Source organism: uncultured Salinisphaera sp. (genome assembly GCF_964012375.1).
Classification (GTDB): domain Bacteria; phylum Pseudomonadota; class Gammaproteobacteria; order Nevskiales; family Salinisphaeraceae; genus Salinisphaera.
The window spans coordinates 1-13,576 of record NZ_CAXGSH010000009.1; the positions used below are offsets into that span (position 1 = coordinate 1).

A 13,576-nucleotide genomic window follows, 5' to 3' on the forward strand; every position below is an offset into this window, starting at 1 on the left:
CGGCGGTATTTCCTGCGCGGTATCGGAATCCATGGGCAGCGTGGCGGCGAATATGTGTGTCGACCGCGAACGCTTCGTATGCGTTGGCATCGAGCTCAACGCAAGCCATCTGCGCGGCGCATCCAGCGGCACGGTACGTGCGCGTTGTACCCCTATCCGGGTGGGGCGCAGTACCCATGTATGGCAGACCGACCTGTTCGATGACCAGGACCGTCATCTGTGCGTATCTCGACTCACCGTCGCCGTGGTCGCCGCCGAGCGCGACTGAGAGGGCGCTCGAGTCTGACCGGCTGCGCAGGTAACGCGCGTTACGATGGGCTATAGTCGAAACAGATAACGCCACACAAGGAATCGTTTTGAAAGCATCGGATTTATTCGTTCGCTGCCTCGAGGAAGAAGGGGTGGAGTATGTTTTTGGCGTGCCGGGGGAAGAGAATCTCGATCTGATCGAGTCGTTGCGCGGCAGCGATATCGACCTGGTCGTCACCCGCCATGAACAGCATGCCGCCTTCATGGCGGCCACCTACGGTCGACTGACCGGGCGTGCCGGCGTATGTCTTTCCACGCTGGGGCCCGGCGCCACGAATCTGCTGACCGGCATTGCCTATGCCCAGCTTGGCGGTATGCCGGTGTTCGCCATCACCGGCCAGAAGGCACTGCGCGACAACCGCCAGGGCAAGTTCCAGCTCATCGACGTAGTCGATACGTTCAAGCCGCTGACGAAGTGGAACTATTCGATCACCGACAGCGGCGTGATCCCGCGCTGCGTCCGGCATGCCTTCAAGGTCGCGGAGGCCGAGCGACCCGGGGCCGTGCACCTGGAATTGCCGGAAGACATCGCCGGCGAGGAAATCGAACCGAGCGTGCCGCAACGGCGGGTGACGCTGCGTCGCCCCAACGCCGACGAACAGGCCACCGACCAGGCCGCGGAAATGATTCGCGCGGCGCGCCAGCCCATCATCATCTACTCGGCCGGAGCGAATCGAAAACGCATCACCGAACAGCTCCAGGCGTTTGTCGAGGCAACCGGCCTGTTTGCCATCGGCACCCAGATGGGCAAGGGCGTACTGGCGGACGACCATCCGCAGAGCCTGTTCTGCATGGGTATTCACAAGCACGACTACGTGCACAGTGCCATCGACGAGGCCGACCTGGTCATAACCCTCGGCTATGACGTGGTCGAATATCCGCCGTCGGTCTGGAACGCCGACAAGAGCAAGGACATTCTGCATATCGACTTCGTGCCGGCCGAGCCGGACGAGTATTACAGCCCGTCGCACGAGGTGCTGGGCGATATCTCCAATACGCTGCAGACCCTGCGCGCCCGCCTCGAGGGCACCCGCTTCGACACCCGCCGTCTGGCGCGCCTACGCGCGTATGTCGACACGCTGCTGCATGAAAGTGAACCGGCAGACAGCTATCCGCCCACGCCGCAACGCCTGGCCCGCGAAGTACGTCAGGTGATGGGGCGCCGCGACATCATCAGCCTGGATAACGGGATCTACAAGATATGGTTCGCGCGCATGTATCCGGCGTTTGAACACAACACGGTACTGCTCGACAACGCGCTGGCCAGTATGGGCGCCGGCCTGGCGGCGGCCATGGCCGCCAAGATGGTGCACCCGGACCGTCGCGTGCTGGCGATCTGTGGCGATGGCGGCTTCATGATGAACAGCCAGGACATGGAAACCGCGGTGCGCCTCGGCCTTGATCTGGTCGTGCTCCTGGTGCGCGACGACGGCTATGGCTTCATCAGCTGGAAACAGGCCGGGGCCGGCTTCGAGGATTTCGGCATGGGCTTCGGCAATCCGGATTTCGTTGCGTATGCACAGGCATACGGGGCCAGCGGCGTGCGTCTTGGCCCGGAGGACGCGCTTCACGATGTGCTCGAACAGGCCTACGCACAGGGCGGCGTCGTGCTGATTGACTGCCCGGTCGACTACAGCGTGAACAAGGAGCTGGACGTCGAGCACCATGTCGAGGCATCGGTGCTCGACGGATGAACGCATCCCTTTATCGCGGGATCGACGTACCTCGGCCGTACCGCTGCCCGCCTTGTGCGGGGGCGGGGGCTGCGTGCGCGGCCGGGATCGGTTAGCATAGCCGGCGCGCCGTCGTGGTGGAATTGGTAGACACGCTAGGTTTAGGTCCTAGTAGCCGAAAGGCTGTGGGGGTTCAAGTCCCTCCGACGGCACCATCGTTCGAAGCCGGCCAAGCGCTATGCCGGCTTTTGACCCGCCGCTTTTGCAGCCGGATCATCCCCTTACTCGTGCTGCTGGGTTGCCTAGTCGGCACCGCCCGCGCGGTAGAGCGTAGTCACTACGAGCGCACCGCGCCCGAGGGCAAGGCGTTCGTTGATACCGTACTGGACCTAGAACAGGCCATCGGTTCTTACAATTTCGCGATCACGGCCCGCAACGAAATCGGTGCGGCGATACGCCAACGCGGCCACAGTAATTCTGGCGATGCCACGATTGTCCATTTCTGCAATCTGGAGTACGCCCGTCGCCTGCTGACGATCGATCCCGGGTTTCTGCTTTACATGCCTTGTCGAGTCGCCGTATTCGAAAAGGACGCGCGTATCCATGTGGCCAGCTGGCTGTTACCGATCGATACCGAGCGGCCCGCCTTCAATGCTTTGGCGGTTGAGATCAACGGTCGTATCCGCGACATCGTCGATTCCGCCGTTGCGCCGATAACCGCACCGGTTCAGTCGACGCCGGACTAATCTGGCGCAGCATCTCGTAGGACGTGCCCACGCTAGGGCGTGGCAGCGTCGCCGTCGATCGCCCGCGCGTGGTAGTTCGACACCAGGCTATGGTTGACCAGATAGAGTGCGGCGGCACGCCAGGTGCGGTCGGTATTGCCGCGCATGTCCACCGAACCCCCTGCCACGGCCTTCCCGCGCTGGACGTCGTAAAGCGTGGCATTGATATTGATGATCAGGTTGCTGACTTTCTGTACCCAGCCGGTGAGTACCAGCTCGGCGCCTGCGGCCCGGCCAAGATCGATTTCGCAGCCGTTGCATTCATACAGATAGCGATAGCTTTGCCGAGCCTGAGCGATATCCTCATTGATCGGTGCGGCATCGACGAGGCGGAACTCTTCGCGGGCTGAAAGAGCGCGTTGCACGATCGCCTGGGTGCGCTCAAGACGGGCGACGTCGGCCGCCAGCGGACCATGGTTCATTTCGCCCTGCAGGCTGGAATCGACCATGTCGAAGGGCAGGATCAACAGCGTGCGGGGTTCGCCTGCGGTGCGGGCGTCGGCCATGCCGGCCCCGCATATCATTGCCATCAACACGGCGAGCAGTGCCTGCATGGCCTGCCTGCGCGCCGTGGTAACGGCCGGCTTGCACATCACGGCGTCTCCGGCGTGTGGCTATCAGTTGGCAGCAGCGTCATTCGGTCGAGTGTTTCGCCACGGCCGTCGCCGGCGGGCGTGCGCGCGCGCAGCTCGAGCACGCCGCCCGGCACCGCATCGGAGATAACGAAGGTGTAATGCCGCTTGACCGCATCGGCCATCTTTTCGCGATGGCCGCGCTCGTCGGCGTAGGGTTCGAGTTCGATACGCTGAACGGCGACCTGTTCCCCGCCATAGTCGGCGGTATCCTCGGTCACCGACGCTGAATCCTGCAGGGCGAACTTCACCCGCCGCTGAAAGTAGCGCCAGCTGCCGCCGGTCTGCTGGGCAAGCGTGGACACGTCGTTTTGCAGAAACATCATGATCACCGGATTGCCGCGGGCGTTATCGACTTCCGGCATATAGCGATGACGCTCGTCGCTGAGGAAGTCGATGGCTACGTGCTTGCCGGCCTGGTCGCTGCTGTCGATGTTCAGCAACACCCTGTCGTCGTAATCTCGTTCGCTATCCTCGTGTTCACGGTGGGCAAAGGCGTAGGCGAGAGTCGCGGGCGCCTGTACGTCGTTCAGGTGATCGGTCATGAACAGCAGCCGGTTCGCCTGCGAGAAGTCGCGCTGTTCGGATGCGTCGCTGTCGGTCTTCGCTGCCGCCGACGCGGCCGTGCAAGCGAGCACGAGCAGCAACATCCACGAATATCGCAGGGTTCGGCCAAGGCGTGTATGCGGTTCAATCATCGTCGTCTTCCGGCATCTGACGATCGACGTCGCGCAGGGGCACGCGGGGGACGCCGTAGTCGTCGAGAATTGCATCGATCGCGTCGCGATTGTCGTCGATGAGCCCTTGCACGGTATTGAGCCAATCGTCGTTGCCGTAGCGCACGCCCATGGAGACGGGGAAATCGAACATCGGCCCGTCGTCGCGGGCGAACGGCACGACCGCGATATCGACGCTATCGATCTTCTGGGCGTAATAACCGGCGATCGGTCCCCATACCACGGCGATATCGATATCGCCGTTGACGAGGTCCTTTGCCACCATATCCGCGGGGTCGACGTCGTAACCGCCGGACTGGGCGCGGTAGCTCACGATCTGACCGATCATGCCGTGCTGAATAATCCAGTCCCCTGGCGGCGAGCCGGTGAATACACCAATCCGCAAGTCGTCTCTTTGTGCCTGGGGCAGGCCGAGCAGGTCGTCCGGGCGTTCGATCGTATCGAGACCGTGGCCCTTTAGATAGGCCAGGGTATAGGTCGAGCGGTAATAGGGCCGCGTGGTCTTGCCCACTTCAAATGCGCTGCCCACGCTGATGATCAGATCGCAGGCATAGCGATTCTCTTCGGCAATCCAGCGCTTGAGGGTATTGCGGCCGAAGCCCATCTGCTCCGGCATCCAGGTGTATTCCACGGGCACGCCGAGTTTGGCGCCGAACAGGGCGGCAATACGGTTCTCGAAGCCTTCGCCCGCTTCATTGGAAAAGGGCATGTTGCTCGGGTCGGCACAGACCCGTAGCGCGTCGGCGGCAGGGTTTTCGACGCTGCGCGTACGCTGTGCCAGCGCCGGCATGGCTACGCCCAGCGCGAGCAGGGCGACGCCCACGTTGCGCCGTAGTCGGGGGGAGAATGGTATGCGGGTATTCATCAGGTCTTTCCATCGGCGGTCGTTTGGGTTGGGGCGGCGCCGGGCTCGGCCGGCCAGGTCTGGCGGAACTCGTTGCCCTTGTTGTCATGAACCTGCGCGCCGAGATCGCCGGCCGCGTCTCGGGCGACATCGAACTGCAGGCTCGGGTTGGCGCTTAGCGAAAAGGTCATCGTCGACTCCAGCACCAGGGCGTCGCCCTTGCGCAGGGTGATGGCATCGACGAAATGGGGCGGCTCGACCAGCCGGGTAAGCTGGTCCATCTGCAGCCCCGTGATGTTCGGGTGCCGGATCATGAGCTGGCTTCGTGTTTCGTCGCTGCCGTCGACGCGTACACGGCGAAGCCGCATCTGGCCCATGTTATTGCGGGCCGCGTCCAGATCGCGGCCGATCGGGGCGGAGCAGCCGCCGCTGGCTTTCACATAGCGTTTCACCATATATAGCTGGCCATCGCTGCTCTCGGCGAGCACCCGTATATAGGTATAGGAATTCACTCGTACGCGCAGGGCGAGGGTGGCCGAACGCGCTGCGGGGCCGAACTCGAAGGCGGCCGACATCGGCACCGGATTGTTGTCGATCACGAGCCAGAGCTTGTGGATCGGCGACGCTTCGGTACCGGCGCGCTGATCGGTAATCGTGATCGGTACCACCGCCGGGTCTTCGGCACGGTAGGGGGCATCGAGCGTAACCACGTCCTGGCCATCGGCAATCGCGCGATCGCCGAAATACTCGACACGCAGGCTCTTCCAGGCCGCTTCGTCCTGGTCGCGCCGTTGTACGTCCGCCACGGCCGTACTCATAAGGGCAAGCAGACATAGGCCCGCGAGCCATAGCATGGCCGTGCTCGCACGGGCGCGCGTGGGCGCGACGTCTGTATGCGCAGCGTTGTAGCTGGGCTTGATCGTCATTGCCACTCCAGTTCGGTATAGGCGGCCGTGACATTACGCACGTGATAGTCGTCGAACAGCAGCCAGCGATCACGCTCGCCGCGCGCGACGTGCGTGGTGGTATAGGCGAGGTCGTAGCCGTCATCGATCGAGCTTTGGACCTGGTCGCGGATTGCCTCCAGGTAACGCGTCTGGGGTGCCAGCATCGCGTCCAGCCCTTGCCCGACCGGGCCGTGACCCGGCACGACATGGACCACTTCGCGGGCCCGGGCGTCGAGCGACGCCGTTACATCCAGCCAGCCGGACAGGGTGGCATCGATCGCCGGCACGCGGTCGACGAACAGCAGATCGCCGGTGAACAGCGTATGGCTGGCCTCGTCGAATACGGTGAGATCGTTATCGGTATGCGCATCGGCCCAGGCGGTCAGCTCCAGGGAGCGACCGCCCAGATCGAGTCGCATGCGCGAGTCGACCACGTCGTCAGGCATGACGATCCAGCCGTCGCTGACAGCCACGCCCAGCGTACGCTCTGCGCGCTCGAGATAGGTCATACGCCGTGCGGCCAGGGCGTGGGCGAAACCCGCAGCCGCGATATAACGCGCGTCGGTATCCGCGAAGGCGGCGTTGCCGAAGACGTGATCCGGGTGCATATGCGTATTGACGACGTAGCAGACCGGCGTCGACGTACGCACCTCGATCGCACGCCTCAACGCTCGGCCAACGTATGGGCTGCCACCGGTATCGATCACGGCAACACAGTCCGCGCCGATCACGAAGCCTAGATTCGCGATATCACCGTGGTTGCGATCATCGGCCTCGGCCTGCAGGCCCGAGTGGACGAATACGCCGTCCGCGATCCGGTCCACCTCGAATGCAGGCCTCGTCTGTGCGGTCGCCGCAGCGGTACTGGCGAGCATGGCAAGACCTGCCAGGCGAATCCGCAGACACGATCGCACGACGGCCGGTCAGCTCTTGTCGTCCATCGGCTTGGGCCTGCCGGCCGGCAGTTCGCCGTCGGAGCGGGCTTTGAGAAACGCCCAGATGTTCTGCACGTTGTTCATCACGTCTTCGTTGTTCGCCCAGGCCGGCATCACGCTGTACTGGCCGGTGGTCGAATCCAGTCGCGTCACGCCGCCCGCCACGGCGGCGGTGAATCGTCCCTGGTTCATGCCCTTGAGGCGTTTGACGAGACTGGGGGCGAATGTACTGCCTTCCGCGTTCTGGGCATGACACTGCGCGCAGTGGCTGCCGAACTTTTCGTAGCCGACCATGACGTTCTTGCTGACCTTGCAGTCGCTGCCCGCACAGTCGACCTGGTAAAGCTCGCCGTCGTCGGCGGCCTGCTCACGCGAGTGAGTCGAACCGCTCGACTTGCTCGCGCTCGTATCTGCGGCCTGCGATTCGTCTTTCTTGCTACTGTCGCCCGAATAGCCGTATTCGGCGCCCATGCTGCTGTAATCGTTCACGATCGGACCATCGTCGGCACCCACCGCGGCTGTGGCCAGTCCGAGGCCAGCCAGGGCGACGAGCGATACGACGATCGTCTGGCGATTGGGGATCATAGGAAACTCCTCGATTGCACCTTGAGCCGCTTCGCGGCCAAGAAAAAGCCCGTATCCGTCGAGCGCCAAGCAGAACGGATACGGGCAGGTAAGGCATACCAATACGCGTTACTTGGACGCGACTTTTTCGCTGGTACGCGCTTTTTCGGCGACGGCGTCGGGCAGGGTGAATACGGTCAGAACACCGCCCAGCTGGGTGAAGTTCTTCAGATCCTTGTAGCCACCCACGGCCCCCAGGCCGGCGTTCGGGTCGGTCAGGCCGGCGGCCATGCCGATACCGGCCCAGCCGCCAATACCGGAGAGCACGCCGATATACTGTTTGCCGTCATATTTCCAGGTGTTGACGTTGCCGATGATCCCCGACGGGGTCTTGAAGCTGTAAAGCTCCTCGCCGGTCTTGGCATCGATGGCCTTGAGATAGCCTTCCAGCGTGCCGTAGAACACCACATCGCCGGCGGTGGCCAGGGCGCCGCTCCATACCGAGAAGCGCTCGGGTACCGACCACTTGATCTCGCCGGTGGTGGCATCAAAGGCGATGAATGTGCCCATCCGCTTGCCTTCGAACTCCTTGACCGGATTGACGATATCGTTGGGGCCCGGGTACATGGCCACGGTGGAGCCCACGTACGGCTGGCCGGCGGTGTAATCTACCTTCGACGGCTCGTAGTCCATGCACACGTGGTTGGTGGGCACATAGAACAGACCGGTCTTCGGCGAATAGGAGGCCGGCTGCTGGTCCTTCGAACCCAGCGCGGCCGGGCAGATATTGGTGACGTTCTGGTTGACCTTGCCATCGGTGGAGTATTCCGACACCAGCTTCGGACGGCCCGTCTCCATATCGATTTCGCTGGCCCAGTTCACGGCCGGGTCGTATTTCTTGGCGACCAGCAGCTCGCCGTTGGTACGGTCCTGTGTGTAGGCAAAGCCGTTGCGATCGAAGTGGACGACGAGCTTGCGCTGCTTGCCATCGATCTCCTGGTCCACGAGGATCTTTTCATTGACGCCGTCGTAATCCCATTCGTCGTGCGGCGTCATCTGATAGAGCCATTTCGCCTCGCCCGTATCCGGGTCGCGGGCGAACAGGGTCATGGAATACTTGTTGTCGCCGGGCCGCTGGGTCGGGTTCCAGGTACCCGGGTTGCCGGTGCCGTAGTAGAGCAGGTCGAGGTCGGGGTCATAGGTGAACCAGCCCCAGGTGGTGCCCCCGCCGATCTTCCACTGGTCGCCTTCCCAGGTCTTCAGGCTGGAATCCTTGCCGACCGGCTTCTGGGTGATCGCGTCGATGGTCTTGTCCGGGTCGATGAGCATGGTGTCATCCGGACCGGTGCTGTAGGCACGCCAGGCCAGCTTGCCGTCGTCGATGTTGTAGGCGGTCAGATAACCGCGTACACCGAATTCGCCGCCGGAAATGCCGGTGATGACCTTGTCCTTGACCACAAGCGGGGCGTTGGTAGCGGTCTGGCCCTTGCTCGGATCGCCGTTCACGCTCTTCCAGATCACCTTGCCGCTGTCGGCATCAAGCGCGACCAGCGTGGTATCGGCCTGCTGGAGAAATATCTTGCCGTCGCCATAGGCCAGCCCGCGATTGACGGTATCGCAACACATTACCGGGATGACGCGCGGGTCCTGGACCGGTTCGTACTTCCACTTGATGGCGTGGGTTTCCAGATCCAGCGCGAATACCTTGTTGGGGAAGGGCGTCGATATATACATCGTGTCGCCTTTGACCAGCGGCCCGCCTTCGTGACCGCGCAGCACGCCGGTCGAGAATGTCCAGGCCGGTGCAAGCTGACCGGCGTTTTCGCTGTTGATCTGATCGAGTTCGCTGTAGCGCTGGCCGTTGTACTGGCCGCTCCACATGATCCAGTTATCGGGGTTCTTCTGCATTTCGACCAGGTCGGTCGATTGCCCTTGACTGCTCTGAGTGGCCGAGCCGTTGTTGTCTTTCTCAGCCTTCTCGCCTTGGGCAAAGACGAGACCGGACCCCAGCAGCGAGGACACGGCTAGCGCAGCCGTTGCCAGGCGTAGCGTCCCTATGGCGGGTTGTAGTTTCACGACGTTTCTCCTCCGTCACGTAATTTTTATATGGCATCGGCCATTGTTTTTTGTACGGATCAGGCCGTGCCGAGCGGGGCCTGTACGAACGGTGCGTCCGGTCAATCCCCTCACGTTTTCGATAGCACGGCGCAACGGTGGCGTCAACGGATTCGAAGAACTCGAAACGCGTGTTGCAAGTCATTTTTTCCCGATCCTGATGGGCGGGATCTTTTCCCGACCGAGCCGAACGCCCGCGCTGCAACAGCTGTGAAAAAAGTCCGCGATCCGGACAGATGCATGTCACGCACATGCGTTCGTTTCCCACATACGCCTAATTCACCATAGGAGTGCCTTCAAAGCGCGGACCCGGATCGGCTCCCAGCGCGCTGCGGCGCAGCATAAACCGTCGTTTTACAGTGGTTTGAGTAAGACCAAGGTCTATGAAAAAAGGCTGTCGAATCGCCCGAAAAGCCTCAGTCGCGCGTGCCGGTGCTCGGCTCGATCAGGCATTGCTGCGCCGCCTGCGCCTTGATGGCAGCCAGTCGATTTCGACTCTCACGGGCGATCGAGCCTTCACGCAAAACCTCGGGGCGCTCGCCAGCGGCATTCTGGCCACGCTGGTAGGTATCAAGGGTGACGTACTCGTCATAGGGCAGCCGATCGGCAATGTAGTCGATGCTGCATGAGCATTTGTAGAGCGTGTCGTAGTTCTCGCCACCGAGGCGATTCATGCACTCGTAGGCATATTCGACCCGGGCCTGTGTCGGGTAGTCATGGGCGGGGGTTCTATCGGCGAGCGCCGGCAGCGGCAGGCACAGCCCGCCCGCGGCCAGCAGCGGCAGCATGTATCGCATCGGTCTCCTCCATAATTATTTTTGTATAGGTGCCGGCTTACATTGCACCGATCCGGGCCAGGGGCGCAAACGCGACTTGGCCGCCCCGTATGGCAAAGCAGGCGCGTTCGAACCGCAGACCGCGACGTGTAGATACACCATGGCCGTCGCTCGCCTGCGGCCGCCCGCTAGCCCGGCGCTTAGACGGCGTCGCTCAACCGATAGCCCACGCCGCGTACGGTACGAATGAGCGATTCCCCGCCCACTTCGGCGAGCAGCTGGCGAAGCCTGTGCACGTGGCCGCGCAGGGCGGCTTCCGACGCCGGCCGGCACTCCGGCCAGACCGCGTTCTCGATGGTTTCGCGCAGGACGATGTCGGGATGCGCCTGAACCAGCAGTTCCAGGATGCGGTAGCTCGTCGGGGCCAGTGGCACCGTTTCGCCGGCACAGTGGGCAACGCCCAGATCGGGGTCGAGCTGGAGGGCCGCGCTACCGACCGATTTGAGCCGCCGTCGCTTGTAATGCACCGCCGACTCGAGACGGGCATAAAGGTCTGGCAATTCGTTGGACGCCAATACGCAGTTCTCGATATTGGCGATCGGCTCGCGGGGCGCCCGGTCGCTGCCGGTGAGTACAAGGATGGGCGGGCCGGAACCGAGGCCGGCACGCAGGCGGCTGCATAGCCCGTCCCCATCGACCCTTGGCGGGTCGGGATCGAGAATGACCGCATCGTAGCGATGTGCATCGCAAAGGCGAATTGCCAAGGCGCCATCGGAGGCGAAATCCGGATCGTCACCCCGACTGCTCAGATAATCGCCGATATCGATCGCCCGGCGATCGTCGGACTCGATGATCAATACGTCCATCGTCACGTTTTGCCTTAATTGATATCCAGCAGCGATACGCTCTAAGACATCGTTCCGGCACAAAGGTTTAACGCTAGAGGCGAATAAAATTGATGAATCGACAAAGGGCGTGCCACAAACACGAAGGGCGGCCGCAGCCGCCCTCGTGCATACCGCCACGTGCTATGCGCTCATCAGCTGTTCAAGACGAATCGGCAACTCGCGAATTCGCTTGCCGGTGGCATGGTGCACGGCGTTGGCAACCGCTGCCGCCATTCCTGTCACACCGATCTCGCCGATGCCACGCGCGCCAAACTCGTTGAAGGCATAGTCCGGGTGGTCGAGCAGAATGACATCCACCGAATCGGGCTGATCGGCATGTACCGGAACAAGGTATTCGGCATAGTTGTTGTTCACCGGTAGCCCCGAGCGTTCGTCGTACTCGGTGGCCTCGAACAACGCCATGCCGATACCCATCGCGATCGCGCCTTCGACCTGATTCGCCGAGGTCTTTTCGTTGATGATCTGACCCACGTCGATAGCGCTGACCACACGGGATACCCGCAGGCGGGAGATGCCCGGATCCCAGCGAACCTCGACGAAATGGGCACCGAAGGAGCGGAAGGAATATTCGCCCTGGGGGGCGCCCGGGGTGTGGGCCTCGCCGTCGGCGTTGGCCAGCTTGAGCTGCCCGAGTACGTCGGTATAGGCGACCGATTTGCCATCACCGTCGCTGAGCTTACCGTCGTCGAAGCTCAGATCGTCGGCCTTGGCGCCTGCAAAGGCGCCGCCGTCGCCGATGGCATAGCTCTTCAATGCTTCGATGGCCGATCGCGTGGCTTCGGCAATGGCGGGCAGGGTGGTGGCCGTGGCCCAGGAACCGCCCGACACCGGGCCGCTCGGGTAGCTCGAGTCGCCCAGCTCCACCTCGATCTTGTCGAGCGGAATACCGGTGATCGAGGATACCGCCTGGGCCACGATCGTGTAGGTGCCGGTGCCGATATCCTGGGTTGCACAGGAGGCATACGCCGTACCGTCGGCACGCAGCGAAACCCGCGCATCGCAGTTCATCTTCAGCGCTTCCCAGTTGCAGGCGGCCATGCCCCAGCCGATGATTTCGTCGCCGTCGCGCATCGAGCCGACCGCGTGATCGCGCTTCGCCCAACCAAATTTCTCTGCGCCCTTATCGAAGGCCTCCATCAGGTGGATGCTGGAGAAGGGCAGATCCATGCTCTGGTCGCGCTCGGTGTAGTTCGCCTTGCGAAACTCGAGCGGGTCCATGTTCAGCTTTTCGGCCATTTCATCCATGGCTGATTCCAGCGCGAACAGTCCGGGCGCTGCCCCCGGGGCGCGCATGGACGTCGGCGTACCGTGATTGGCGCCGATGGTCGCATGGCTTACGCGCAGATTTTCGCAGTCGTAGAGACTCTTCGTGCAGCTGCCCGTGCTTTCCACATAGGTATCGACCATCGACGTGGTGTTGATCGAGTCGTGGGTGAGGGCGGTGAGCTTGCCGTTGTCGTCGGCGCCGATACGAATCTGCTGCTGTGTGGGCGGGCGATGCCCGGTGGTGGTGAACATCTGCTGGCGGGGCACGACCAGCTGCACCGGCCGGCCGACCTCGCGGGAGGCGGCCGCCGCGGCGATCGCATGCGGCCAGATCCAGAGCTTGCTGCCAAACCCGGACCCGATGAACGGTGAGCGCACCTCGACACGCTCCGGCGCCAGGCCGAACACCTTGGCCATGACGTTGCGCGCGAAGATCACCCCCTGCGACGCTTCGTAGAGCACCAGGTCGCCGTTTTCCCAGCTCGCCGTGCTGGCATGCATCTCCATGGGGTTATGCGTTTCCATGGGCGTGACATAGGTGACGTCGATACGGTTGGTCGACGACTCGTAGGCGCTATCCGGATTGCCACGGCTGTGGCCGCTGGACTTGGCCGTTTTGGGCTCGCCGCCGCGCTCGAGCGCCTGACTGAGCGTGGCGATCGGCTCGGCGTCGGCGCTGTAATCGACCTTTACCGCATAGGCGGCCGCCCGGGCGTTGGCGAACGTATCGGCGACCACCAGCGCCACGAACTGGCCCGGGTAGTAAACCTTGCCGTCCTCGAACGGCAGACGGGTTTCGTCCACCTTGTTTTCCTGGGCAAAGCTGCTCGGGGTGCGATACAGATCAGGGAAATGGTCGTGATGGAAGATATCGATCACGCCCGGCATCTGTTTCGCTTTCGACAGATCGATATGGTCGATCGTGCCGCTGGCTACGGTGCTGAACACGCCATAGGCATAGGCCATGTTCGGCAGATGATGATCGGCGGCGTACATCGCTTCGCCGCGCAGCTTCTGCGGGCCATCGATACGCGGCTTGGACGCACCGATGATCTTGGCTTGAATCTTGTCGGTCATGATGGGTT

General features: G+C 62.6%; 13 protein-coding genes and 1 tRNA gene. 4 read left to right on the plus strand and 10 right to left on the minus strand.

Annotated elements, in window-relative coordinates:
* From ABNU97_RS02885 to ABNU97_RS02900, 4 genes are all read left to right on the plus strand, one after another.
* Positions 1 to 268, plus strand: a 268-nt coding sequence (locus ABNU97_RS02885) for a hotdog fold thioesterase (RefSeq protein WP_348765250.1), incomplete at its 5' end; no start/stop codon positions are given.
* An 88-nt stretch (positions 269 to 356) separates the two neighbouring features.
* A complete protein-coding gene (locus tag ABNU97_RS02890; RefSeq protein WP_348765251.1) occupies positions 357 to 2,003 on the plus strand; it encodes an acetolactate synthase large subunit in 1,647 nt (548 codons plus the stop codon).
* Between the two features lie 107 nt (positions 2,004 to 2,110).
* Positions 2,111 to 2,197: transfer RNA gene (locus ABNU97_RS02895), tRNA-Leu, on the plus strand.
* 33 nt (positions 2,198 to 2,230) lie between these two features.
* A complete protein-coding gene (locus ABNU97_RS02900) occupies positions 2,231 to 2,728 on the plus strand; it encodes a DUF302 domain-containing protein (protein ID WP_348765252.1) in 498 nt (165 codons plus the stop codon).
* A 32-nt stretch (positions 2,729 to 2,760) separates the two neighbouring features.
* Here ABNU97_RS02900 and ABNU97_RS02905 read toward each other — a convergent pair whose 3' ends face one another.
* The 10 genes from ABNU97_RS02905 to ABNU97_RS02950 all read right to left on the minus strand — a co-directional run bounded on the left by ABNU97_RS02905 (position 2,761) and on the right by ABNU97_RS02950 (position 13,556).
* The gene (locus ABNU97_RS02905; RefSeq protein WP_348765294.1) at positions 2,761 to 3,360 is read right to left on the minus strand and encodes a DUF3280 domain-containing protein; all 600 of its coding nucleotides are present in this window, start codon (positions 3,358 to 3,360) and stop codon (positions 2,761 to 2,763) included.
* On the minus strand, positions 3,360 to 4,097 hold the full coding sequence (locus tag ABNU97_RS02910; protein WP_348765253.1) for a hypothetical protein: 738 nt from the start codon (positions 4,095 to 4,097) through the stop codon (positions 3,360 to 3,362). Before ABNU97_RS02910 ends, ABNU97_RS02905 begins: the two co-directional genes overlap by 1 nt.
* Positions 4,090 to 5,001 carry a quinoprotein dehydrogenase-associated putative ABC transporter substrate-binding protein gene (locus ABNU97_RS02915; protein ID WP_348765254.1) on the minus strand — a complete coding sequence of 304 codons (912 nt, stop codon included), beginning with the start codon at positions 4,999 to 5,001 and terminating at the stop codon, positions 4,090 to 4,092. Before ABNU97_RS02915 ends, ABNU97_RS02910 begins: the two co-directional genes overlap by 8 nt.
* Positions 5,001 to 5,906: a quinoprotein dehydrogenase-associated SoxYZ-like carrier gene (locus ABNU97_RS02920; protein ID WP_348765255.1), complete on the minus strand. Its 906-nt coding sequence runs from the start codon at positions 5,904 to 5,906 to the stop codon at positions 5,001 to 5,003. The genes ABNU97_RS02915 and ABNU97_RS02920 overlap by 1 nt, the downstream gene beginning before the upstream one ends.
* The gene (locus ABNU97_RS02925) at positions 5,903 to 6,802 is read right to left on the minus strand and encodes a quinoprotein relay system zinc metallohydrolase 2 (protein WP_348765256.1); all 900 of its coding nucleotides are present in this window, start codon (positions 6,800 to 6,802) and stop codon (positions 5,903 to 5,905) included. The genes ABNU97_RS02920 and ABNU97_RS02925 overlap by 4 nt, the downstream gene beginning before the upstream one ends.
* Positions 6,803 to 6,850: 48 nt before the next feature.
* Positions 6,851 to 7,447: a cytochrome C gene (locus ABNU97_RS02930; protein ID WP_348765257.1), complete on the minus strand. Its 597-nt coding sequence runs from the start codon at positions 7,445 to 7,447 to the stop codon at positions 6,851 to 6,853.
* 108 nt (positions 7,448 to 7,555) lie between these two features.
* Positions 7,556 to 9,436, minus strand: a complete 1,881-nt coding sequence (locus ABNU97_RS02935; RefSeq protein WP_348765295.1) for a methanol/ethanol family PQQ-dependent dehydrogenase — start codon at positions 9,434 to 9,436, stop codon at positions 7,556 to 7,558.
* Positions 9,437 to 9,957: 521 nt separating this feature from the next.
* The gene (locus tag ABNU97_RS02940) at positions 9,958 to 10,338 is read right to left on the minus strand and encodes a hypothetical protein (RefSeq protein ID WP_348765258.1); all 381 of its coding nucleotides are present in this window, start codon (positions 10,336 to 10,338) and stop codon (positions 9,958 to 9,960) included.
* A 179-nt stretch (positions 10,339 to 10,517) separates the two neighbouring features.
* Entirely contained in the window at positions 10,518 to 11,183 is a 666-nt protein-coding gene (locus ABNU97_RS02945) for a response regulator transcription factor (RefSeq protein ID WP_348765259.1), read from the minus strand.
* A 162-nt stretch (positions 11,184 to 11,345) separates the two neighbouring features.
* Positions 11,346 to 13,556: a xanthine dehydrogenase family protein molybdopterin-binding subunit gene (locus tag ABNU97_RS02950; protein WP_348765296.1), complete on the minus strand. Its 2,211-nt coding sequence runs from the start codon at positions 13,554 to 13,556 to the stop codon at positions 11,346 to 11,348.
* Between the last annotated feature and the right edge of the window lie 20 nt (positions 13,557 to 13,576).

Bases quoted from the DNA above. Each gene is read 5' to 3' on its own strand.
- ABNU97_RS02905 (WP_348765294.1), bottom strand. From the start codon at position 3,360: ATGTGCAAGCCGGCCGTTACCACGGCGCGCAGGCAGGCCATGCAGGCA.
- ABNU97_RS02910 (WP_348765253.1), bottom strand. From the start codon at position 4,097: ATGATTGAACCGCATACACGCCTTGGCCGAACCCTGCGATATTCGTGG.
- ABNU97_RS02915 (WP_348765254.1), bottom strand. From the start codon at position 5,001: ATGAATACCCGCATACCATTCTCCCCCCGACTACGGCGCAACGTGGGC.
- ABNU97_RS02920 (WP_348765255.1), bottom strand. From the start codon at position 5,906: ATGACGATCAAGCCCAGCTACAACGCTGCGCATACAGACGTCGCGCCC.
- ABNU97_RS02925 (WP_348765256.1), bottom strand. From the start codon at position 6,802: ATGCTCGCCAGTACCGCTGCGGCGACCGCACAGACGAGGCCTGCATTC.
- ABNU97_RS02930 (WP_348765257.1), bottom strand. From the start codon at position 7,447: ATGATCCCCAATCGCCAGACGATCGTCGTATCGCTCGTCGCCCTGGCT.
- ABNU97_RS02940 (WP_348765258.1), bottom strand. From the start codon at position 10,338: ATGCGATACATGCTGCCGCTGCTGGCCGCGGGCGGGCTGTGCCTGCCG.
- ABNU97_RS02945 (WP_348765259.1), bottom strand. From the start codon at position 11,183: ATGGACGTATTGATCATCGAGTCCGACGATCGCCGGGCGATCGATATC.